Annotated in this window: 19 protein-coding genes; 11 read left to right on the forward strand and 8 right to left on the reverse strand. The window is 60.9% G+C overall.

Annotated elements, in window-relative coordinates; all coding sequences use genetic code 11:
- The first annotated feature begins 245 nt into the window (after positions 1-245).
- Complete coding sequence (gene pap, locus ACESYO_RS02290) at positions 246-1,718, forward strand: polyphosphate:AMP phosphotransferase (protein WP_373209308.1); 1,473 nt, start codon at positions 246-248, stop codon at positions 1,716-1,718.
- A gap of 76 nt (positions 1,719-1,794) precedes the next feature.
- Here pap and ansA read toward each other — a convergent pair whose 3' ends face one another.
- Positions 1,795-2,814, reverse strand: a complete 1,020-nt coding sequence (gene ansA, locus ACESYO_RS02295) for an asparaginase (protein WP_276870753.1) — start codon at positions 2,812-2,814, stop codon at positions 1,795-1,797.
- A gap of 140 nt (positions 2,815-2,954) precedes the next feature.
- A complete protein-coding gene (locus tag ACESYO_RS02300) occupies positions 2,955-3,608 on the reverse strand; it encodes an ATP-binding protein (protein ID WP_276870751.1) in 654 nt (217 codons plus the stop codon).
- Between the two features lie 206 nt (positions 3,609-3,814).
- Between ACESYO_RS02300 and gap the strand changes: the two genes are divergently transcribed.
- The 5 genes from gap (at position 3,815) to ACESYO_RS02325 (ending at position 8,243) form a co-directional block, all read left to right on the forward strand.
- A complete protein-coding gene (gene gap, locus ACESYO_RS02305) occupies positions 3,815-4,825 on the forward strand; it encodes a type I glyceraldehyde-3-phosphate dehydrogenase (protein ID WP_058963155.1) in 1,011 nt (336 codons plus the stop codon).
- A gap of 138 nt (positions 4,826-4,963) precedes the next feature.
- On the forward strand, positions 4,964-5,683 hold the full coding sequence (locus tag ACESYO_RS02310) for an AzlC family ABC transporter permease (RefSeq protein WP_373209309.1): 720 nt from the start codon (positions 4,964-4,966) through the stop codon (positions 5,681-5,683).
- Positions 5,680-6,003 carry a branched-chain amino acid transporter permease gene (locus tag ACESYO_RS02315; RefSeq protein WP_373209310.1) on the forward strand — a complete coding sequence of 108 codons (324 nt, stop codon included), beginning with the start codon at positions 5,680-5,682 and terminating at the stop codon, positions 6,001-6,003. The genes ACESYO_RS02310 and ACESYO_RS02315 overlap by 4 nt, the downstream gene beginning before the upstream one ends.
- A gap of 225 nt (positions 6,004-6,228) precedes the next feature.
- Positions 6,229-6,564 (forward strand): hypothetical protein, encoded by a 336-nt coding sequence (locus tag ACESYO_RS02320; protein WP_058963157.1) that lies wholly within the window; start codon positions 6,229-6,231, stop codon positions 6,562-6,564.
- 200 nt (positions 6,565-6,764) lie between these two features.
- Positions 6,765-8,243, forward strand: coding sequence for a hypothetical protein (locus ACESYO_RS02325; RefSeq protein WP_058963158.1), 1,479 nt, complete (start codon positions 6,765-6,767; stop codon positions 8,241-8,243).
- Between the two features lie 75 nt (positions 8,244-8,318).
- Here the strand turns inward: ACESYO_RS02325 and ACESYO_RS02330 are convergent, their stop codons facing one another.
- Positions 8,319-9,620 carry an MATE family efflux transporter gene (locus ACESYO_RS02330; protein ID WP_242868298.1) on the reverse strand — a complete coding sequence of 434 codons (1,302 nt, stop codon included), beginning with the start codon at positions 9,618-9,620 and terminating at the stop codon, positions 8,319-8,321.
- Between the two features lie 178 nt (positions 9,621-9,798).
- Positions 9,799-11,292, reverse strand: a complete 1,494-nt coding sequence (locus ACESYO_RS02335) for a carboxypeptidase M32 (protein WP_373209311.1) — start codon at positions 11,290-11,292, stop codon at positions 9,799-9,801.
- Positions 11,293-11,487: 195 nt separating this feature from the next.
- Here ACESYO_RS02335 and ACESYO_RS02340 point away from each other — a divergent pair, with 195 nt between their 5' ends.
- Positions 11,488-12,333 carry a glycosyltransferase family 2 protein gene (locus tag ACESYO_RS02340; protein ID WP_058963161.1) on the forward strand — a complete coding sequence of 282 codons (846 nt, stop codon included), beginning with the start codon at positions 11,488-11,490 and terminating at the stop codon, positions 12,331-12,333.
- 65 nt (positions 12,334-12,398) lie between these two features.
- Here ACESYO_RS02340 and ACESYO_RS02345 read toward each other — a convergent pair whose 3' ends face one another.
- From ACESYO_RS02345 to ACESYO_RS02355, 3 genes are all read right to left on the reverse strand, one after another.
- Positions 12,399-13,931 carry an amidase domain-containing protein gene (locus ACESYO_RS02345; protein ID WP_373209312.1) on the reverse strand — a complete coding sequence of 511 codons (1,533 nt, stop codon included), beginning with the start codon at positions 13,929-13,931 and terminating at the stop codon, positions 12,399-12,401.
- A 150-nt stretch (positions 13,932-14,081) separates the two neighbouring features.
- Positions 14,082-15,866, reverse strand: a complete 1,785-nt coding sequence (locus tag ACESYO_RS02350) for an aminopeptidase P family N-terminal domain-containing protein (protein WP_373209313.1) — start codon at positions 15,864-15,866, stop codon at positions 14,082-14,084.
- A 93-nt stretch (positions 15,867-15,959) separates the two neighbouring features.
- Positions 15,960-16,148 carry a hypothetical protein gene (locus ACESYO_RS02355; protein WP_346672035.1) on the reverse strand — a complete coding sequence of 63 codons (189 nt, stop codon included), beginning with the start codon at positions 16,146-16,148 and terminating at the stop codon, positions 15,960-15,962.
- Here ACESYO_RS02355 and ACESYO_RS02360 point away from each other — a divergent pair.
- The 3 genes from ACESYO_RS02360 to ACESYO_RS02370 all read left to right on the forward strand — a co-directional run bounded on the left by ACESYO_RS02360 (position 16,147) and on the right by ACESYO_RS02370 (position 18,785).
- Positions 16,147-17,370, forward strand: a complete 1,224-nt coding sequence (locus ACESYO_RS02360) for a CobW family GTP-binding protein (RefSeq protein WP_373209314.1) — start codon at positions 16,147-16,149, stop codon at positions 17,368-17,370. The two genes, ACESYO_RS02355 and ACESYO_RS02360, sit on opposite strands and share 2 nt — an antisense overlap.
- 22 nt (positions 17,371-17,392) lie before the next feature.
- Positions 17,393-18,343: a TIGR03943 family putative permease subunit gene (locus ACESYO_RS02365; RefSeq protein WP_373209315.1), complete on the forward strand. Its 951-nt coding sequence runs from the start codon at positions 17,393-17,395 to the stop codon at positions 18,341-18,343.
- A gap of 97 nt (positions 18,344-18,440) precedes the next feature.
- Entirely contained in the window at positions 18,441-18,785 is a 345-nt protein-coding gene (locus ACESYO_RS02370; RefSeq protein WP_058963166.1) for a hypothetical protein, read from the forward strand.
- A gap of 141 nt (positions 18,786-18,926) precedes the next feature.
- Here the strand turns inward: ACESYO_RS02370 and rny are convergent, their stop codons facing one another.
- Positions 18,927-20,483, reverse strand: coding sequence for a ribonuclease Y (rny, locus tag ACESYO_RS02375; protein ID WP_373209316.1), 1,557 nt, complete (start codon positions 20,481-20,483; stop codon positions 18,927-18,929).
- Between the two features lie 666 nt (positions 20,484-21,149).
- Between rny and thrS the strand changes: the two genes are divergently transcribed.
- Positions 21,150-23,084, forward strand: coding sequence for a threonine--tRNA ligase (gene thrS, locus ACESYO_RS02380; RefSeq protein WP_058963167.1), 1,935 nt, complete (start codon positions 21,150-21,152; stop codon positions 23,082-23,084).
- Positions 23,085-23,192: the final 108 nt, after the last annotated feature.

The raw sequence follows: 23,192 nt of genomic DNA on the forward strand, positions 1-23,192 counted from the left end.
CCCTTAAGGGGCTTTGCTAGTATAATGCCCTTATAGGGCTTACTCAAACCACCGGCTAAGCCGGTGGTTTTGATTCTCTGGCAAAAAAATGGGCTGAAATCTTGTGAGTCATGCCGAAACTTAAGCCGTTATGAACCCGCCTCCCGGTGGTATAATGAAAGAAAACGGCGGGCAGGGCAGCCGTGCCCGCACCGCCTGAAGCGCCCGGGCAGAATGCCCCGGCAGGGAAATGAGAGGTGTGCAACATGTTGAAAACCTGGGTTCGGCCGGTGCGGCCGGAGGAAAGCGAATGCAAACAGCGGCTGGACGCCGCCCGTGATCGGCTGGAAAAGCTGCAGCTGGAGGTGAAGGCTGCCGGCCTGCCGGTGCTGGTGCTGGTGGAGGGCTGGGGAGCTGCCGGCAAAGGCAGTATGCTGGGGCGGATCATTCAGAACATCGACCCACGCTTTTTCACGGTGACCAGCATGTCCGCCCCCACCGTGGAAGAGGGGCGCTATCCATTTTTGTACCGGTATGTGAAGGCCATTCCCGAGGCGGGCAAGTTCGCCTTTCTGGATTCCGGCTGGATGGATCAGGTGGTAAAGGAGCGGCTGCGGGGCGAGCTGGAGGGCAAAGCCTATGCCCGGCGGCTGCAAAGCGTGCTGCGCTTTGAGCGCCAGCTCACCGACAACGGCTATCTGGTGCTCAAGCTGTTTTTGCAGATCAGCCGCAAGGAGCAGAAAAAGCGGCTGGATGCGCTGACCGATAACCCGGACACCGCCTGGCGGGTGAGCGAAAACGACCGCTGGCAGAACAGGCATTATGAGGAATGCAAAGAGGTGTTCGACGATTATCTGCAGGCCACCAACCTGCCCGGTGAGCCCTGGTACATCATCGACGCGAAGGAGAAAAAGTGGTGCGAGGTGCAGATGCTGGAAACCCTGTGCAGCGCCATCGATACCGCCCGCAAAAATGCGGCGCTGGCGGTGCCCCTGCTGCAGAACACCTTCCCGCTGGTATCCATGCCCAAGCTGGCCCAGGTGGATCTCTCCCAGAGCCTGACCGATGAGGAATACGACGCACGGCGCAAGGCGCTGCAAAAGCGGCTGACGGTGCTGCACAACCGCACCTACCGCAAAAAGGTGCCGGTGATCATCGTGTACGAGGGCTGGGATGCTGCGGGCAAGGGCGGCAACATCCGGCGGGTCACCGCCGCGCTGGATCCCCGGGGCTATCAGGTGAACCCCATCGCCAGCCCGGAGCCCCACGAAAAGGCCCGCCATTATCTGTGGCGGTTCTGGACCCGCCTGCCCAAGACCGGCCACATCGCAATTTTTGACCGCAGCTGGTACGGCCGGGTGATGGTGGAGCGGATCGAGGGATTCTGCACCGAGAACGACTGGCAGCGTGCCTACAACGAAATCAACGAGTTCGAGGCCGAGCTGATCAACTGGGGCGCGGTGATCCTGAAGTTCTGGGTGCACATCGACCCGGATACCCAGCTGGAACGGTTCAACAGCCGCCAGAGCACCCCGGAAAAGCAGTGGAAGATCACCGATGAGGACTGGCGCAACCGGGAAAAATGGCCCGCCTACGAGCAGGCAGTGGACGAGATGCTGCAAAAGACCAGCACCCAGAAGGCCCCCTGGCACATCCTGCCCTCCAACGACAAAAAGTTTGCCCGCGTCAAAGCGCTGGAGATCATTGTGGATACGCTGGAAAAGGCGCTGGAAGAATAAGTTTTTGAAACGTGAAAGAAAAGCGCCTCCTTGGCAAAACTGCCGAGGGGGCGCTTTGATGCGTTATGGAAGAATGTCAGCGGGCGCTGGTCAGCTCGCCTCGCAGGTCCTGTTCCATCCAGTGTTTGATGGTGTCCCGGTCGTAGCCCTTGCTGAACAGGTAGTACAGCTTTGCCACGGCGGCCTCGGTGGTCATGTCCAGCCCGCTCACCGCGCCGGCAGCCTTCAGGCCGCTGCTGGTGGCGTAAGTACCAATGTGCACTGCGCCCTGGGGGCACTGGCTGCACACCGTGAGAATGGTGCCGTGGGCGAAGGCCTTCTGGATCAGGGGCAGCAGTGCGCCGTCGTAGTCCGGAATGTTGCCTGCGCCAAAGGTCTCCAGCACGATGCCCTGCAGCTTTTCGGTCAGAATCGAGTCGAACAGCTCGAACTGGATGCCGGGGAACACCTTCAGTACGCCGATGGGAACGTTCTCCAGCTTTGCCAGCTGCAGGGGGCCGTTCACCCGGGGCGCGCCGATGGCGCTTTTGTTGTAGCGGATGTCCACCCCGGCGGTGGCCAGCGGGGGATAATTGGGGGAGGAGAAGGCCTGCAGCCCGTCCGCCGAGCTCTTCACCGCCCGGTTGCCCCGCAGCAGCTGGCCGCCGAAATAAAGGCTCACCTCGTTTACCACACCCTCGGCGGCGATGAGCAGGCTGGTAATCAGATTGTCCCGTCCGTCGCTGCGCAGCTGGCACAGCGGGATCTGGCTGCCGGTGAGCACCACCGGCTTGTCCAGATTTTCCAGCATGAAGCTCAGGGCCGAGGCGGTGTAGGCCATGGTGTCGGTGCCGTGCAGCACCACGAAGCCGTTGAACTGATGATACCGGTCCGCAATGGCCTGCCCGATGGCGCACCACTCGTGCACCGTGATGTTGGAGGAGTCCAGCAGCGGGTCCATCTCCACCAGCTCCCAGTCCGGCATGTCCGGGCTGGTCAGCTCCGGAATGGCCGCAAGCCCCCCGGCAAAGCAGCCGGGCCTGGGCGCATAGCCCTGTTCGCTGGGCATCATGCCGATGGTGCCGCCGGTATATAAGATGCAGATGCGTTTTTTCATGAAAAAGCCCCCTGTGCCGGCGTCGGCTGTGCGCGGCGCTGCGGCGAATTTTGCTGTTAATCAGCATACCATAAAAGCCGGGCGGGGGCAACTTCAGGCCATACCGTATTGTTGCAGGCGTGAATCGTGCGGGGCTGCCTTTATTCCGGCAGGATGCACCGGGGAGCCAGATGGATATAAAGCGGGCTGAACCGGTCCTCCCAGAGCTCCGCCGCACGGGGTGCGGGCAGCGGGGGAAGGTCGGAGCGCAGCGGCAGCGAAAGAGCGCACACAAAGCCCGGCCCGCCCGTGCGCACCGCAAAGCTTCCCCCGGCCTGCCGGGCAAAGGCCCGGGCTGCTCCGAAGCCGAAGCCGGGCCGGATGTCTCCGGCAAGGCCGGGGCCGCTGTCCAGATAAAACAGGCAGGCGCGCCCGCCCACGGCCCGCAGCCGCAGTTCCATGCCGGGGCAGGGCCCGGCGTACAGAAGGCTGTTGCACACCGCCTGCAGGATCACCGCTTCCAGCAGCGCAGGTCGGCCCGCCACCGGCAGCGGCTCGCCCCAGCCGGAAAAGCGCAGCGACGCCGGGGGCAGAGGGCACACCTCGGCCGCGGCTTCCAGCAGTGCGCCGCACCAGTCGTTCAGCTCCAGGCAGGATGCGGCGGGCAGCGAAAAGGCAGCCTCCAGCTCCAGCGCCCGGGCCCGGCGCAGCAGAAGATAGCCGCCCCGCTGTCCGTCGGCTGCTCTGCTCAGGCGAAGGGCGGCCCGGCTGCGCAGAAAAGCCGCCCGGGCCAGTGAATCGCTTGCAAAAGGCATGAAGGTCCCTCCTGTTTTATGGGCCTGTATCCGTTAGTTTGCACAAATGATGCAACAATATCCCGTGATAATGCCCAAGGACAGGCGCTGCACGGGGAATCTTTGTACTTTTGTGTTAATTTATTGACAAGCCCTTGTAGTTTTTCCATTTTTGGTATACAATAAAGACACCTAAGTAATTCATTTACCTTAAGGAGGATATTACAATGGCTGTTAAAGTTGCAATTAATGGTTTTGGTCGCATTGGCCGTCTGGCTTTCCGTCAGATGTTCGGCGCTGAGGGTTACGAGATCGTTGCTATCAACGACCTGACCAGCCCCGAGATGCTGGCTCACCTGCTGAAGTACGACACCGCTCAGGGTCGTTACGACGGTCACACCGTTGAGGCTGGCGAAGGCTCCATCACCGTAGACGGCAAGAAGATCACCATCTACGCCAACCCCAATCCCGCTGAGCTGCCCTGGGGCGAGCTGGGTGTAGACGTTGTTCTGGAGTGCACCGGCTTCTTCACCAAGAAGGACAAGGCCATGGCTCACATCAACGCTGGAGCCAAGAAGGTTGTTATCTCCGCTCCCGCTGGCAACGACCTGAAGACCATCGTTTACAGCGTTAACGAGAACACCCTGACCAAGGAAGACCAGATCATCAGCGCTGCTTCCTGCACCACCAACTGCCTGGCTCCCATGGCCAAGGCTCTGAACGATGCCTTCCCCATCCAGAGCGGCATCATGACCACCGTGCATGCTTACACCGGTGACCAGATGATTCTGGACGGCCCCCATCGTAAGGGCGACCTGCGTCGTGCTCGTGCTGGCGCTGCCAACATCGTTCCCAACAGCACCGGCGCTGCCAAGGCCATCGGCCTGGTTATCCCCGAGCTGAACGGCAAGCTGATCGGTTCTGCTCAGCGCGTTCCCGTTCCCACCGGCTCCACCACCATCCTGGTTGCCGTTGTTAAGGGCAAGGACGTTACCGTTGACAGCATCAACGCTGCCATGAAGGCTGCTTCTTCCGAGAGCTTCGGCTACAACACCGATCCCATCGTGTCTTCCGACATCATCGGCATCCGTTACGGCAGCCTGTTTGATGCCACCCAGACCATGGTTACCAAGATCGACGACGACACCTATCAGGTTCAGGTTGTGTCCTGGTACGACAACGAGAACAGCTACACCAGCCAGATGGTTCGCACCATCAAGTACTTCGCTGAGCTGTAATTCTCCTCTGCTTAGGGTATGACAAAGGCCCCCGCACGGTTCCTCCGTGCGGGGGCCTTTTTTATGTTTTGCGGGAATGCTTGCCAATCCAGCTTTTTGATGCTAAACTGATAACACGATAAAAGGAGTTGACATACAATGCAGCAGGGAATGCGCCGCAGGGCGCTGGCCGCGGCCTTTCCCCACACGGTGCCCATTCTGGCGGGGTTTCTGTTTCTGGGCATGGCCTACGGTATCTATATGAATGTGTCCGGCTTTCTGTTCTGGTATCCCATGCTTATGGGGCTTACCATCTTCGGTGGCTCGCTGGAGTTTGTGGCGGTGAGCATGCTGCTGGCGCCCTTTGCACCGGTACAGACCTTTCTGATGGCCCTGATGCTTCAGGCCCGCCACCTGTTCTACGGCATTGCCATGCTGGAAAAATACCGGGATGTGGGCCCAAAACGCTGGTATCTGATCTTCGGCATGTGTGACGAGAGCTTTTCCATCAACTGCAGCGCAGAGATTCCGGAGGGCGTGGACCGGGGCTGGTTCTATTTCTGGGTCACCCTGCTCAACCACGCCTACTGGGTAACCGGCGCCACGCTGGGCGGCCTTGCAGGGTCGCTGCTCTCCTTCGACACCACCGGCCTGGACTTTGTGATGACCGCCATGTTTGTGGTGATTTTTCTGGAGCAGTGGGGCAAGGAGAAGGGCCATCTGCCCTCGCTCATTGGCCTTGGGGCCAGCGGGGTGTGCCTTGCGCTTTTCGGAGTGGATTCCTTCCTGCTGCCCGCCATGGGCTGTATTCTGGCTTTGCTTACGGTCCTCAAAAAGCCCATTGACCGGATGCAGGCGGAAGGAGGGGAGGACGCATGACCCTGACGCAACAGATCATTACCAGCGGCCTGTGTGTGCTGGGCACCATGCTCACCCGGTTTCTGCCCTTCTGGGTGTTCCGGGGCGGTCAGGTGCCGGCCTATGTGCGGTATCTGGGGCGGGCACTGCCGGGGGCCATCTTCGGCATGCTGGTGATTTACTGCCTGAAGGGCGTGCAGTGGACGGCGGGTTCCCACGGCCTGCCGGAAATCATTGCGATTTTGGTCACCATCGGCCTGCACCGGTGGAAACGGCAGATGCTTCTTTCCATTGCCGGCGGTACGGTTTGCTACATGCTGCTGGTCCAGTGGGTATTTTAAGGGCGAAATCGCCCTGCTACCGGGGAAAAGTGTTCGCAAAAGGCGAACAAAATGCGGCTTTTAAAAATTTTTCTGAATTTTCAAAAATTTTTGGAAAGAGTTGAAATAAAACCCGGTCCTCAATCGTCTTACAAGTACAAGCGGACAATCAAACCGGCCGGCACGCGGTCCTCAAAGCCAGCGGCCCGGCGGATGAATGAAAATTGACATTGAGGAGGGAATTCCATGAAGTGGATGCTGATCGTATCGGGCCTGTTGGCGGCGTGTGCTGCATTCGCGCTGCTGCGTGCATGGGCCGGCAAGGGGAAATCGAATAAGGGTGAAGTGAGCCTGATGGCCACTGTGAAGCGGATTTTGACCAACGGCGAGGGTCAGTATCGCGGCGTATTCATCGCCCGTGGCCAGGAAGTGGAATTTGCCATTCCCGCCCACATCGCCCGCCAGCTGCAGCCCGGCGAGCGGGGCGTGCTCACCTACCGGGGCGGCGAGTTTGTGTACTTTGTGCCTCGCCAGCAGCTGTTTGAAGCCGAGGGCGAGGGCCAGCTGCGCGCTGTTTCCTGAATGATGCAAAACGTTCGCGCCGGGGCTTAGCAAGCGGCCCGGGGGCGGCTTTTGAACCCGCCTTGTCATGAGACGGAACTGCCGGGAGTGTTCTTCCAAGAAGGACACTCCCGGTTTTTTCTTTGTTTTGCCGGTGTGATGTGATACAATAAAGAAAAATTCCGCCCGGGTGCGGGCGCACACGGCAGAGGAGAATGGGAATGCAGAAACAGCTCACCCGCATTTTTTCGGCGGGTTTTGCCCTGATCTGGGGCTGGGTCTTTTTGAATAGCGTGCTGCGCTGGCAGCACAACGGGCTGGCCGCACTGGCAGCGGGCGCGGTGCTGGGTGCGGTGCTGTTCGCGCTGGCCCGCTTCGTTTTGCCGTTGCTGGATCAGTTGCCCCGCCGCCGGTTCCGGCTGCTGCTGGGTGCGGTGCTGGTGCTGTATGGTCTGGCGCTGGGCTGGCTGGGCTTTTTGCTGGCCGAGGTGCCCATCATGGATATGAACACCGTGCTGCAGAGCCTGCCGGATTTTCTGGACGACGGCATCCCTCAGGTGTGGGGCGGGTATTATGTGACCTGCAACAACAATCTGGGTCTGGCGCTGCTGCTCACCGGCTGGTACAGGCTGGTGGGGCTGTTCGGCATCACGCCGGACACCGAGGCCGGCATCTACGCGGGCATTGTGTTGAACGTGCTGGCCATCTGGCTGGCGGTGGTGCTGGTGTGTATGCTGGCCCGTCGCATTCTGCACCACAACAGCGGCGTGGCGCTGACCTTTCTGCTCTCGGCGGGCTTTCTGCCCTTTGTGCTGTGGGCCCCCTGCTTTTATTCCGATACCCTGTCTCTGCCCTTCGGGCTGCTGGTACTACTGTGCTGGAATTACTACCGGGCCGAAAAACGCCGCCCGGTACGCATTGCCCTGCTGGTGGCCATGGGGGCTGCGGCTTTTGTGGGCTATGCGGTAAAGGGCAGTGTGGCAGTGATTCTGGTGGCGCTGGTGATCCAGCTCTTTCTGGAAAAAAAGCCCCGTCAGGCGCTGGCAGGGGCGCTGGTGCTGGTGGTGATGTTCATTGGATTGAATGCAGGCTACCAGGCCTGGCAGCACAGCGGCCTGCTGGATTTCTCGGTGGAGGATGAGATCGGTTTCCCCATCGAGCTGTGGTTTGCCTACGGCAGCACCGGCGACGGCAACTACAACGACCCGGTGTGTCAGGCCGCGAAGGATCTGCCCACCATGGCCGACCGGCGGCAGATGCTGCGGCAGTTCATCATCGAGCAGTATTCCTCCCGGGGCCCGCTGGAGCAGCTGGACTTCATGACCCGCAAGGCGGTGATCACCTGGGGCGACGGGCTGTATGACGTCCAGGAATTCCTGGCCACGCCCCTCAAATCCAACTGGACCCACCGGTTCATTCTGGAGGGTCAGCCCGGCTACATGCCCATGGTCTACTACTGTCAGGCGTACCAGTTTCTGCTGATGGGTCTGGTGCTGGCAGGTGCGGTGGGCGCGGTGCGCCGGGCCCGCCCCGGCACCCTGACGCTTGCCCGGGTGAGCGTGTTTGGGCTGATGCTCTTTTTGAGCTTCTGGGAGACCAAGGCCCGCTATTCCTTTAACTTTACCCCGCTGTTGATCCTGCTGGCGGCGGCCACCTTGTGGCGGCTGGCCCGGCAGCGGCGCATTGGCCGGAAAAACTGAACCAAACAAAAAGCCGTGGAGCAGCCTGCTCCACGGCTTTTTTTGCTGGCATTTCATGTTTACTTGAAAAGCGGATCAGCTTTGCTGCCGGGCCCGGCGCAGAAAGAAGAGGGCCGCGCAAAGGCCGCACAGCTCCGCCAGCACATAGGCCAGCCAGACGCCGGTCATGCCCAGCGCCGCCGCCAGCACCAGTGCCAGCGGGATCAGGGCGATCAGGCCGCGGATCATGGCCACGCTGAAGCCCTGCCGGGGTCGGTCCACCGCGCTGAAATAGGCGGCCAGCACCAGATTCGGCCCGGCGAAGAAGAAACCCACAAAATAGATCCGCATACCGGCGCGGGCGATGTCTGCCAGCTGAGGATCGGCATCCCGGTTGAAGGCGCTGATCAGCGGGTCCGGCCACAGGTTCACAGCCAGATAAATGATCACCGCCAGTGCCAGCACCAGCCCAACCGCCAGCCGCAGCAGCTGGCGCAGCTCGGCGGCGTTGCCGGTGCCGTAGGCATGGCTGGTCAAAGGCTGGATGCCCTGGGCCACACCGGTGAAGATGGCAAGCCCCACCAGCGCCAGATTGGCAATGATGCCGTAGGCCGCCACGCCCACGTTGCCGGTGAAATGCAGAATCAGCAGGTTGAACACCAGCAACACCACGCCGGAGGAGAGCTCACACACAAAGGAGGAGGCCCCCAGCCCCAGCGCCCGGGCGGCGGGGCGCAGCGCGGCACCCCGGGCACAGAAGCGCAGCCGGCTGGCAGGCCGGGCAAAGTGGGTGGCCAGCACGCAAAGGCTCAGGATGGGGGCGATGCAGGTGGCAATGGCCGCGCCGAACATGCCCATCCCCATGGGATACATGAACACCCAGTCCAGCACCACGTTGGAAAGGCTGCTGGTGAGCATGCCCGCCATGGCCAGCCGGGGTGCACCGTCGTTGCGCACAAAGGCCTGCAGGGTACTGTTCAAAAGAAAGAAGGGTGCAAAGCACAGAATAGTGCGCAGATACACGCTGCACAGCGGCAGGGTTACCGCGTCCGCCCCCAGCAGCGCGGCCAGCGGCGCTGCGGCCAGCGCACCCAGTGCCAGCAGGGCGCAGCCCGCCCCGGCGGCCAGCAGCACCATGCCGCTGAACAGCCGGTTGGCGGATTCGTTTTCCCCCTGGGCCCGCAGGATGGCGTATCGGGTGCCGCCGCCCACACCGGTCATCAGACCGGCCGCGTTGATCAGGTTGTACACAGGGATGGCGATGTTCAGCGCGGTCAGGCCGTCGGCTCCGATGGCATTGGCGATGAAAAAGGTATCCGCCAGAATGTAGCAGGAAAGGGCGATCATTCCCATCACATTGGCGCTCACATAGCGGCAGAATTTGGGCAATACGTTCACAGGCTTTTGCTTCCTCCCTCACAGCAAAAAAGGTGCCTGAATCCCTCCCTGCTTGCGACCTACCGGGAGAGGTTCAGGCACCTGACGGGCGACCCGGTGGCCGCCCGCCATGCTTTCATGTTTAATTCCGCTACTCAGTATAGCAAAGGCGCGGGCAAAAGGCAAGGCCTCGCCGCCCTTACAGCTGGTAAATGGCGGAATACTTTTCCACCAGATAATCGGTGTAGAATTTGGGATCGAAGGCGCCGCCGCAGGCGTTCTGCAGCAGCTGGGCGGGGGTCTTTTCCTTGCCGTACTGCCAGATGCGCTCCTCCAGCCAGCCGGTGATGGGGGCCCAGTTGCCCGCCTCCAGCAGGCCGTCCACGTCCAGCTCTTTACGCATGGAGGCCATCATCTGAGCGCCGTAGGCGGTGCCCAGCGCGTAGCTGGGGAAGTAGCCCAGGTCGCCGCAGGCCCAGTGAATGTCCTGCAAAACGCCGTGGGCGTCGTCCGGCACCTCCACGCCCAGCAGCTCCTTCATCTGGGCGTTCCAGGCGGCAGGCAGATCCTTCACGGCCAGCGAACCGTCCATCAGGCGCTTTTCCAGCTCGTAGCGCACCATCACATGCAGGCAGTAGGTCACCTCGTCCGCCTCGGTGCGGATCAGGCTGGGCTGGCACTGGTTCACCGCCTTGTAGAAGGCCTCGGGGGTCACGCCCGCCAGCTGGGCGGGGAACAGCTCGGTGAGGGTGGGCCACAGGCTCCTGATGAAGCCCAGGCTCCGGCCCAGATAGTTTTCGCACAGGCGGCTCTGGCTCTCGTGCAGGCCCATGGACGCGCCGCCGGACAGGCAGGTGTATTGCAGCCGGTCGGCCATGTGCAGCTCATACAGAGCATGGCCGCCCTCGTGGATCACCGAGTACAGATTGCTGGCCATGTCGTCCTCGTGGTAGTGGGTGGTGATGCGCACGTCGCCCTTGTAGAACTCGGTGGTGAAGGGGTGCTCGCTCTCGCTGAGCACGCAGTGGCTTTCGTCGATGCCCATCAGCTTCATCACCGCGGCGGAGAGCATCTTCTGGGCCTCGATGGGCCAGGTGCCCTTCAGAAAATCGCTGGGAATCTTTGCGCCCCGCTGGCCGATCTCCTTCACCAGCGGCTGAATCACCGCTTTCAGCTGGTCGAAGAAGGCGTCGCACTGGGCCATGGACAGGCCCTTCTCGTACTGGTCCAGCCACACGTCATAGGGGGCCTTATTGGCATCGAAGTAGGCGGCGGTGCGGCGGCGGTAGGCCACGATCTGCTCCAGATAGGGGGCGAACAGCGAGAAATCACTGGCGGCCTTGGCCTTCTCCCAGGCATTCACCGCGGCGGTGGTCAGCTTCACGAAGGCGGCGTATTCCTGGGCGGGAATCTTGCTGGTCTCGTCGTACATGCGCTGCAGCTCGGCCACCTCGGCGGCCTCCTGCTCGGTGCGCTCCTCGCTGCGGGCCTTTTCCAGCAGCGCGGGCAGGCTGGGGTCAGCGATCAGGCTGTATTTGATGCCGCTCAGCACCTCCAGCGCCTCGCCCCGGCCGGGGTAGCTTTCGCTGGGGGCCACGGTCTGGGCGTCGAAGTCGATCGCATTCAGCGCGAACTGAAAGGCGTACAGCTTCTTTTGCAGATCCCGCAGGGCCTGCATGGTCTCGGTCATCATAAAATGGTCACTCCTTTGGGGCAAAATCGCCCGTGCCTGGGCAGGGCTTTTTCTGCTATTATACCGGCTGATGACCAAAAATACAAACCCTTCTCAAAAACTGCAGAAAAGGAAAGGGAATCCGGTTGATTTTCGCCGCCGGATGCACTACACTGAAATGTAGAGGATCAAACGGAATCGAAGGAGGAATCAGGGATGGAGCAGCCGCTGGTCAGTGTGATCGTGCCGGTTTATAACGCAAAGCTGCACATTGCCCGCTGTGTGGAAAGCATCCGCAGACAGAGCTATCCGAATCTGGAGATTATTCTGGTGAACGACGGCAGCAGCGATGTGAGCCTGCAGGTGGCGGATGTGTACGCCCGGGCAGACAAGCGCATCCTGCTCATTGATAAGGACAACAGCGGTGTGTCCGCCACCCGGAATCTGGCCATCTCGATGGCCACTGGAAAATATCTGCAGTTTGTGGACAGCGATGATTACCTTGCCCCGGACGCCACCCGCCTGCTGGTGGAAAAGGCGGAGCAGAACACCGCCGATCTGGTGATCGCCCCCTATTATCGGGTGGAAACCCACAAGCCCCTCTTTTCCAAAAACGAGGAGGACAGCTACCAGACCATTGAGCAGTACGGCTTTCTGGATGCCGGCTTTTACGATAAGACCACCTTTGCGCGTGGCCTGATGAAGGAGCCCGCCAGCTTTTACTACGGTGTGATGTGGAACAAGCTCTACCGGCGGGACATTGTGCATAACCATAACATCCAGTGCAACGTGGAGCTGGGCTGGAGCGAGGATCTGCTGTTCAATCTGGAATACATCCGCTATGCCTCCCGCTTCTATGCGCTGGAACAGCCGGTGTATTACTATGTGAAGAATCCCCAGAGCATCACTGCCACCCAGCTGGGGCTGCGTAACACCATGAAGATGCTTTCCACCAAGGCCAGCCTGTTTGCCTACTATAAAAAACTCTACGAGGATCTGGGCCTTTATGAGGAAAACCGGCTTCAGATCTACAAATATCTGGTGGCAGTGGCCGAAGCCTGAACCGGAAATCAATCCATAAAAAAGCGAGCCTGCCCGGGAATTGCTCCCGGGGCAGGCTCGCTTTTTCAGCTGTTGTAGCCCAGAACATGAATCAGCCGCACGTCCGCATAGGCGTAGGCGCTCATGGGCCAGTCGATCCGGTCGGTGGTGTTGGAGGCGATGAGAAAATCCACCGGCTGGCCACTGGTGTCGCTGATTACCTCGGTCACCAGCACCGAGTGCTTCCATTCGCCGTCCGCTCCGTACTGGAGCACATCGCCGGGCTGGGCGGTGTAGAGGTTGGCGTCCGCCTCGGCCACAAGGCCGTAGCCGCTGTTTTCCTTCACATAGGTGTAAAATTCATCCACGCCGCTCCAGCTGGAGGAACGGCCCCGGGCCTCGACGTAGGAGTTGGGCACGTCGCTGTACCATTTCCACTGCTGGGTGTCGTAGCCATAGATGTCCATGGGAATGCCCCCGGCGTACAGGCACTGGGAGGTGAAGTTGTTGCAGTTTCCGCCGTAGTCGTCGTAGATGCCCCACTGGGGATTGCGGGTCATGGCGGTCAGCCCCACCCACTGGCGGGCGTAATCCACCGCTGCCTGCCGGTCGTAGGCCATATCGCAGGAAAGGCCGCTGCTCTGGCCATCCGGGTCTGCCAGATACTGCTGACGTTGGCTGGAAAGCTTGTCCACATCCGCTTTGGCAGCGGCGGTCAGCTGGCTCAGGGTGCTTTGCACACCGCTCTCTCCGCCGGAGGACTGCCGACTGTACACATCCCGCACCAGATTGAAGCCGTCCTCGGTCTTTTCGTGGGCCAGAATTTTTCCGTCGGCAGAGAAGGTGAAGGTATTCTCAATGCCGCAGCTGGAGCTGGTGCGGCCATCCAGAAAGGCAAACTGGATCTGGTCGTCCTCCTGCAGGGTCACGGTGATGTTCTCGCCCTCCCAGGAGCAGTCCTCCACCGTCAGGCCGATGGTGAAGCCGGTCATGGTCAGATCCACCGGCTGCATGGCCCGCACCTGACTGATGAAGTCCACGCTGGCCTCATCCAGCAGGCAGGCTTCCCGGGCGTCGGCGCTTTGGCCGTACAGATCGTCCAGTTGGGGGGCTTCCAGCCGGGCAGAGGCGTTATAGCAGCGCACGAACCATTCGGTCAGGGTATCCTGCACCTCCTGCGGCAGCGCATCGCCGCCGGAGCGGAATACGCATTCGCCCAGATCCTGAACCGCAGGGGCAGGTTCCCCTTCGGTCAGTGCGCCGGAAGCGTCCGCCCCGGCGGGCAGGGCATGCTGTGTGGACCAGACGAAGGTGAAGCCCAGAATCAGGCAGCTGATCAGTGCCGCCAGCCCCCAGGGCAGAAGGGAACCGCGGCGTCGGCGGTCAGGTGCTACCTGCCGGGGCGCGGGCTGGCCGGAGGGCGCACGCCGTGTTGGCTGCTGCTGTGGCCGGCGCACCTGCCGTTTTTGGGCCTGGGGCGCATACCGGGTTTCCAGAGAGGAACGACGGGGGGCGGCGCGCTTTGCAGGAGCACGGCGAACCGGGCGGCCCGGCTGTTCCGGTGCCTGCCGGCGGCCCGCCCCGGAATGGTATTTCCAGCCTTCGGGGGGATTGGCCATCGTCTCGTTCCTCCTTCGCAAGATTGTTCTATTAGACGTATTATACCGCCCCGATGTAACGAAACTGTATCGAAGGGGGGCGCAAAGTTGTAAATTTTGGCGGCTGAAGGCAAAAATCCCCCGGAACAATCCGGGGGATAAAAGGAGCAATCAGGCCAGAGGTTTGGTCTTTTCGGCAAGCCATGCGGCCTCCGCCTCGGTCAGCAGGGGAGCAAGATCCCGGTAGGTCTCGGCATGGAAGGCGTTCAGCCAGGCCTTCTCGTCCGCGTCCAGCAGCTCGGGGCGAACGGGGGTCAGGTCGATGGGGCAGCGGGTCATGGACTCGAAGCCCAGGAACTGGCCGTACTGGTTCTTCACCCGCTCCACACACAGCAGCTCGTTCTCGATGCGGATGCCCACCTCGCCCTCTTCGTAGATGCCGGGCTCGTCGGTGATGGTCATGCCGGGCTCGAAGGGCACATGGTTGGTTACCCGCAGGCTCTGGGGGCCTTCGTGCACGCCGCCGATGAAGCCCACGCCGTGGCCGGTACCGCAGCGGTAGTCGATGCCGTGCTGCCACACAGCGGCCCGGGCCATCACATCCAGATTGCCGCCGGTGCAGCCGGAGAGGAACTGGAGCTTGGCGATGTCGATGTGGCTCTTCAGCACATAGGTGTAGTAGGTGCGCTCGTTCTCGGTCAGCTCACCCAGCGCATAGGTGCGGGTGATGTCGGTGGTGCCGTCGTTGTACTGTCCGCCGCTGTCCACCAGCAAAAAGCCCCGCTTTTCCAGCTTGGTGCAGTTGTCCGGGGTGGCGTGGTAGTGCATCATGGCGGCGTTGGCGCCGTAGGCAGCAATGGTGTCGAAGCTCACGCCCAGGTTGCCGGGCTGCGCAGCACGCAGCTCCATCAGTTTGCGGTCCACATCCACCTCGGTGATCTCGGCGTTTGCGGCCAGCTGCTGCTCCAGCCAGATCTGGAAACGCACCATGGCCACGCCGTCCTTCACATGGCAGTTCATCAGGTTCTTGATCTCGGCGTCGTTCTTCACGCCCTTCATGGCCTGAATGGGATCCTCGCCCATCTGCACCGTGAAGTTGGGGTTCTGGCACAGGGCGCTGTAAATAGCCCAGTTGGTGGAACCGTCCACCAGAATTACCCGGTTGTGGTGGTAGCCGGTTAGGGTGCCCAGTAGCCGGTCATACGCATCCACGCCCACGCCCTGCGCCCGCAGCGCGGTGGTGGCCTCTTCGGGCAGGCGGCTCTGGTCGATGAACAGGGTGGCGCTGGTGGCGGTCACGAAGCAGTAGGCCAGAGCGAAGGGGGTGCAGTCCAGATCAGCGGCCCGCAGATTCAGCAGCCAGGCCACACTGTCCAGCCGGCTTACTACCATGGCGGAAGCACCGTTCTCGGCCAGCTTTTGGCGCAGGCGGGCCAGCTTTTCGGCGGCAGAAGCACCGGCGGTCTCGTCGTCCACAAGCCAGGCGGGGGTGGAGGGAACCGGGGGACGGTCCTCCCAGATGGAGCTGACCAGATCGACGGACAACACCTTCGTGCCCTTCTTTGCCAGAGCCTTTTCCAGCTCCTGCACGGTGGCGGTGGGGGTAACCATGCCGTCCAGAGCCAGCACCTGGCCCTCGCCCAAAGCATCCGTCAGATACTCGGTCACAGTGGGGGTACCCTCCACGGCGATCTTCTGCAGCTGGATTTCACTGCCGGCCAGCTGGCGCTCGGCCTGGATGAAATACCGGCCGTCCGCCCAGAGGGCGCTGGCGGTATCGGTTACCACAAGGGTGCCCATACTGCCGGTGAAGCCGGAGAAATAGGCCCGGGCCTTCCAGTGGTCGGGCAGATACTCACTGGAGTGGGGATCCGATGAAGGGATCAGGCAGGCATTTGCCCCGGCGGCCTGCATGGCAGCCCGCAGCTGGGCAATCTTTTCGTTGGTGGTTTTCATGGAATCTGTTCTACCTCTTTTCCCACAGCGGGCGCGTTCAGGGCCCGCCGTGCAAAATCGTGTTAAATTTATATTAACACGCTAAAGCGATTTTTAAAAGAGAGAGGGGCAGAAAAACGCAAAATTTCGCAAAAAGTACACGGCTAAAACCCGCGCGATGACCTTGACAAAGATAGTATAATAAGAAACAGAACGACCGTTTTCCAGCGGGCTGCTCCAGGGGCGTATCACCGCCCCGGCGGAGCGGTTCTGCGCAAGATAAAAGGAGATAAGAACCATCATGACCAAGATTGATATTTTTTCCGGCTTTCTGGGCGCCGGCAAGACCACGCTCATCAAGAAGCTGATTGCCGAGGCCTACGCGGGCCAGAAGCTGGTGCTCATCGAGAATGAGTTCGGCGAGATCGGCATCGACGGCGGCTTTCTGAAGGAGGCCGGCATCGAGATTACCGAGATGAACTCCGGCTGCATCTGCTGCAGCCTGGTGGGCGACTTCCGGGAGGCTTTGAAGAAGGTTATCGACCAGTACCAGCCGGACCGCATCCTGATCGAGCCCTCCGGCGTGGGCAAGCTGAGCGACGTGACCAAGGCCGTGCAGGGCATTGCCGCCGAGCGGGATGTGCAGCTGAACAGCTTTGTGACCGTGGCGGACGTGAACAAGGTGCGGCTGTACATGAAGAACTTCGGTGAGTTCTACAACGACCAGATCAGCCATGCCAATGCCATCATTCTGAGCCGTACCGGCGCTGCCAGTGAGGACAAGATCGCCCGCGCCGTGGCCATGATCCGGGAGAAGAACCCGGAAGCCACCATCGTCACCACCGACTGGAACCAGCTGAAGGGCGAGCAGATTGTGGATGCCATGGAGTCCAAGCGGGACTTCGTGAAGGAGCTGCTGGAGGAGACCCAGGTATGCCCCGAGTGCGGCCATCACCACGAGCACGGCGAGGAGTGCGGTCACGACCACGATCATGACCATGAGCATCATCACCACGACCATGATGAGGAGTGCGGCTGCGGCCATGACCATGACCACGAGCACCACCATCACGATCACGACGGCGAGTGCGGCTGCGATCACGACCATGACCACGAGCACCATCATCACGATCATGACGGCGAGTGCGGCTGCGATCACGACCATGACCACGAGCATCATCATCACGATCACGACGGCGAGTGCAGCTGCGGCTGCGGCCATGACCACGACCATCATCACCACCATCACGCCGACGAGGTGTTCACCAGCTGGGGCCGCGAGACTGCCCGCGTGTTCACCGAGGAGGAAATCCGCACCGCTCTGGAAGAGCTGGACAGCGGCAAGTACGGTGTGGTACTGCGTGCCAAGGGCATTCTGCCCGGTGCAAACGGCTGGATCTACTTCGACCATGTGCCCGGTGAGGCGGACGTACGCGGCGGCGCCGCGGATGTGACCGGCCGCCTGTGCGTGATCGGTTCCAAGCTGGACGAGGCTGCTCTGGAGCAGCTGTTCCATCTGGCCTGAGCCGCAGGGAGGGAAACGTAACGTGAAAGAGATTCCGGTATATCTGTTCCTGGGTTTTCTGGAAAGCGGCAAAACCCGCTTTGTGCAGGAGACCATGGAGGATCCCCAGTTCGACTCCGGCGACAAGACCCTGCTGCTGGTGTGCGAGGAGGGCGAAGAGGAATACGACGCCGATAAATTTGCCTTCGGCGGTGTGAGCGTGGAGCTCATTGAGGACAAGGAGCAGCTGAATCCCACCCATCTGGCCGAGCTGGTGAAAAAGACCGGCGCGGGCCGAGTGGTGCTCGAATACAACGGCATGTGGATGGTGCAGGATCTGTACGAAGCCATGCCGGAGAACTGGGTCATCTACCAGACCATCGGCACCGCCGACGCGAACACCTTCCGCATGTACTTCGACAACATGCGCCAGCTGTTCCTGGATAAATTTGCCCAGTGCGAACTGCTGGTGGTGAACCGGGCCGACGGCCTGACCGCCGAGGATCAGGAGTTCGTGCACAAGGCGGTGCGCCAGGCCAGCCGCCGGTGCGATATCGCCTACGAATACGCCGATGGCAGCGTGGCTTACGACCAGCTGCCGGACGAGCTGCCCTTCGACATCAACGCGGATGTGATCGAAATCGGCGACGAGGACTTCGGCGTATGGTATCTGGATGCCAGCGAGGATCCGGAGAAGTACGCGGGCAAAACCGTGCGCTTCACTGCCCAGGTCTGCCAGACCCCCCGGGTGGGGCAGAACCAGTTTGTGCCCGGCCGCTTCGCCATGACCTGCTGCGTGCAGGATATCCAGTTTGTGGGCTTCCCCTGCAAGTATGACGATGCGAAAAAGCTGGCTCAGCGCAGCTGGATCAAGATCACCGCCAAGGTGCGGGTGCAGTTCCACCCCCTGTTCGGCGGCAAGGGCCCGGTGCTCACCGCCCTTTCGGTGGAAGCCGCCCAGCCCCTGAAGGACGATGTGGTCACCTTCAGCTGATCGGTACGGCATCATAAATTGAAACAGACAGGGCCCGCTCCCGGGTTTGCACCGGAGCGGGCCCTGTGGTATACTACTCAAAAAGGAGGGAGTACCCATGGGATTTTTCAAGCGAATGATCTCCATTATTCTGGGCATTGCGGCGGGCGCTGTGGCCTATAAGCTGCTGAACGATTACAACAAGAGTGCCCACATTGAAGGTGAGTATGTGGAAGTGCCCACCGAACCGGAGCAGACCGGAGCCGGCCAGGCTGAGCCTGAACCGGAGCCGCAGCCGGAAGCCACGGCCTATCCCCAGCGGCCGGATCGGGGCCCCAACCCCAACCCGGTGACCCTGGGCGCGGCGGAAAAACCTCTGGACGAGAACGGAAAGCTGGACCCCACCCGCATTGCCAGTGCCGAGGATTTCGGTGACTGGGACGATCTGGGCTGCCAGGGCTGATCGGATTCGAAGAACCAACGCAAACAAAAACAAAAACCGGCCCGCAGGGAAGCGTTTCTCCCCGCGGGCCGGTTTGTTTTTGCGGCAAAAAAGCCCCCGGTGGAGATTTTTCCACCGGGGGCTCGTTGTATGGTTGAAAGATTACTTGGCGTATTCCACTGCGCGGCTCTCGCGGATCACGTTCACCTTGATCTGGCCGGGATAATCCAGCTCTTCCTCGATCTTCTTGGTGATGGAACGGGCCAGCAGAATCAGCTGGTCGTCGCTGATGGCATCCGGTTTTACCATGATGCGCACCTCGCGGCCGGCCTGCACGGCAAAGGCGTTTTCCACGCCCTCGAAGCTGCAGCTGATCTCTTCCAGATTCTCCAGCCGCTTGATGTAGCTTTCCAGGTTCTCGCGGCGGGCGCCGGGCCGTGCGGCGCTGATGGCGTCGGCGGCCATCACGATGAAGGCCAGCGGAGTCTTGGGCTCCACATCGCCATGGTGCGCCTCAATGGCGTGAATAATGGCGGGGTTCTCCTTGTACTTGCGGGCAATCTCCACACCGATCTGGATGTGGCTGCCTTCGATCTCGTGATCCAGAGCCTTGCCGATGTCATGCAGCAGACCCGCGCGGCGGGCCTGGGTCACGTTCACGCCCATCTCGCCGGCCAGCAGACCGGACAGATAGGAAACCTCCAGAGAGTGGTTCAGCACGTTCTGGCCGAAGCTGGTGCGGAACTTCAAGCGGCCCAGCAGCTTCACGATATCGGGATGGATGCCGTGGATGCCCACCTCCATCACCGCACGCTCGCCCTCCCGCTTCATGGACAGCTCCAGCTCACGGCGGCACTTCTCCACCGTCTCCTCAATGCGGGCGGGGTGGATGCGGCCGTCGGCAATCAGGCGCTCCAGCGTCATGCGGGCCACCTCACGGCGTGCCTGGTCGAAGCTGGACAGGGTGATGGCTTCGGGGGTGTCGTCGATGATCAGGTCCACGCCGGTGGCGGTTTCCAGGGCGCGGATGTTGCGGCCCTCGCGGCCGATGATGCGGCCCTTCATCTCGTCGTTGGGCAGAGGAACCACACTTACGGTGGTCTCGCTGGAATGGTCAGCGGCACACCGGGCGATGGCCTGGCCGATCATCTCGCGGGCCATGGTGTCGCACTCGTCCTTCAGGTTGGACTCGTAGGCGCTGATGCGCATGGCCTTTTCGTGGGTCAGCTCCTGATCCAGCCGGTTCAGCAGCAGGTGCTTGGCGTCCTCCTGGGTCAGGCCGGCAATGGTCTCCAGCTTTTCCATCTGGCGCAGCTTCAGCTGTTCCAGTTCGTCCAGCTTTGCCTCCACCAGCTCGCTGCGGCGGCGCTGCTCCTCTTCCTTCTGCTCCAGAGCGGCCACCTTCTTGTCCAGGGATTCCTCCTTCTGGTCCAGGCGGCGCTCCTGGCGGCTCAGCTCGCTGCGGCGCTCCTTGATTTCCTTGTCGGCCTCGGTTTTCATGCGCAGGGCTTCGTCCTTGGCCTCGATTACGGTTTCCTTGCGTTTCTGTTCTGCGGCTTTGATGGCGTCGTTCACAATCCGCATTGCTTCTTCTTCGGCGCTGCCGATCTTTGCTTCAGCGGTTTTGCGGCGGTAGCGCTGGCCCAAAAAAAAGCCTGCGGCCACACCGACGGCGATTGCAACGACTGCCACCACTACCAATGTGATAATGGACGGCAATGTTTTCAACTCCTCAAATAAAACTGGTATCTGAGATGATCGCCATGGTGCAGGGGCAGACCGACTGTTTGTGGGGCCTTAAACGAACGGCACGCAGCACAACGATACCGCCACACAGGCGGTGCGGCAGAAACGTGGAAGCGGGCTGAATTGGTTATCGCAAAGCAACAGAATATGTTGCCAATGTTCGTTTGGAAATATTCACACTATTTTGCTTATATTTCACAAAAGCAGGGCGGACCCTGCGGCAAATCATCTAATATACTTACTATTTATTTTAATGATGAGTTCACAAATTGTCAAGAAATATTGACAATCCGGAAGGGAAGGTATAAGATAATGCTGAACCTATCCCGCAAAAGCGCAGATGCGGACATGAGCGGGCGGGCAAAACGCGGATAGAGAAGGCCGCCGTTCCCCATTGGGAGCGTGCTGAGAGCGGCTGCGCGCAGTGCCCCCACAGCTTACCACCGCGGAGCGCGGGGGCGAACCCCCGCCGGCAAGGGCCCGTTATCGCCCAAACGAGTGGGCGCGCACAGTGCGCAATTCGGGTGGAACCGTGGAGCTTTTTGATGCTTCATCCCGTTATTGTTTTACGGGATGGGGCATTTTTTCTTTTTTTTCGCCCCTTTCGGGCGAAGCGATCAAACGGGAGGTCGAACAGTTATGATTAAAGTTGATTTGAAGGGCACCGTCAAGGAATTCGAAGCGGGCGTATCCGCTGCCGAGGTTGCCAAGAGCATCGGTATGGGCCTGTACAAGAGCGCCTGTGCCGCCAAGGTGGACGGTCAGGTGTGCGATCTGCGCACCGTGCTGGACAAGGACTGCGCGCTGGAGATCCTGACCTTTGCGGACGAGGAAGGCAAGCATGCCTTCTGGCACACCGCCGCCCATGTGATGGCCCAGGCCATCCAGCATCTGTACCCCGAAGCCCACTTCGGCATCGGCCCCGCTCTGGAGAGCGGCTGGTACTACGACATCGGCGGTGTGAAGCCCTTTACGCCGGATCAGTTCGCCGGCATTGAAGCCGAGATGAAGAAGATCGCCAAGGCGGATCTGCCGGTGGAAAAGCGCATCATCACCGTGGAGGAGGGCCGCGAGATCTTCGCCGGCCAGCCCTACAAGCTGGAGCTGCTGGAAGAGTATGCCGAGAAGGGCTGGGAGCTGAGCGTTTACCAGCAGGGCGACTTCGTGGACCTGTGCGCCGGCCCGCACCTGATGAGCACCGGCGCGGTGAAGGCCGTGAAGCTGACCCAGGCCACCAGCGCCTACTGGCGCGGCGACTCCAATCGCGACAGCCTGTGTCGCATGTACGGCATCGCCTTCCCCAAGGCCAGCGAGCTGGAGGAGTACCTGAAGCAGCAGGAAGAGGCCCTCAAGCGTGACCACAACAAGATCGGCCGTGAGCTGGAGTACTTCACCACGGTGGATGTGATCGGCCAGGGCCTGCCGGTCATGCTGCCCAACGGCGCCCGCGCCATCCAGCTGCTGCAGCGCTGGGTGGAGGACACCGAGCAGAAGCGGGGCTACCTGCTGACCAAGACCCCCCTGATGGCCAAGCGCGATCTGTACAAGATCAGCGGCCACTGGGATCACTATCTGGACGGCATGTTCATTCTGGGCGACCCCCACGACGAGACCAAGGAGTGCTTCGCCCTGCGTCCCATGACCTGCCCCTTCCAGTATCAGGTTTACCTGAACCGCAAGCGCAGCTACCGTGATCTGCCCATGCGTCTGGGCGAGACTTCCACCCTGTTCCGCAATGAGGATTCCGGCGAGATGCACGGTCTGATCCGTGTACGCCAGTTCACCATCAGCGAGGGTCACATCGTGCTGCGTCCCGACCAGCTGGAGGAGGAGTTCCGCGGCTGCCTGGAGCTGGCCAAGGAAATGCTGGATACCCTGGGCCTGGGCGAGGATGTAAGCTACCGCTTCAGCCAGTGGGATCCCAACCGTAAGGACAAGTACGAGGGCACCGCCGAGCAGTGGGAGGAAGCCCAGGGCCTGATGAAGAAGATTCTGGATCATCTGGGTCTGGACTACAAGGTGGGCATCGACGAGGCCGCCTTCTACGGCCCCAAGCTGGACATCCAGATCAAGAATGTGTTCGGCAAGGAAGATACCCTGATTACCATCCAGATCGACATGCTGCTGGCTCAGAAGTTCGGCATGACCTATGTGGGTGAGGATGGTCAGGAGCACACCCCCTACATCATCCACCGCACCTCCATCGGCTGCTACGAGCGTACTCTGGCCCTGCTGCTGGAGAAGTACGCCGGCGCTCTGCCCACCTGGCTGATGCCCACTCAGGTGGAGATCATCCCCATCACCGAGCGTCAGCACGCCTACGCCCGCCAGCTGCACGAGAAGCTGGAGGCTGCCGGCATCCGTGTGGACACCGACTACCGCAGTGAGAAGATGGGCTACAAGATCCGCGAGGCCCAGCTCAAGAAGATCCCCTACATGCTGGTTGTGGGCGACAAGGAGATGGAAGAGGGCCTGGTTGCCGTTCGTGCCCGCAAGGAGGAGAAGGGCGGCGTGATGACCCCCGATGCCTTCATCGGCCAGATCCTCACCGAGATCGCCACCAAGGAGCGCTGATCCGTAGCATTCGCACGGAATATTTTACCTTTAAAAGGGGCTGTTGCAAAACGGAAGTTGAGCAACAGCCCCCACTTTTTGTGAAAAGCAGGATCGGAAGAGACTTTT

This window comes from Allofournierella massiliensis (assembly GCF_964241245.1).
Lineage (GTDB): Bacteria > Bacillota > Clostridia > Oscillospirales > Ruminococcaceae > Allofournierella > Allofournierella massiliensis.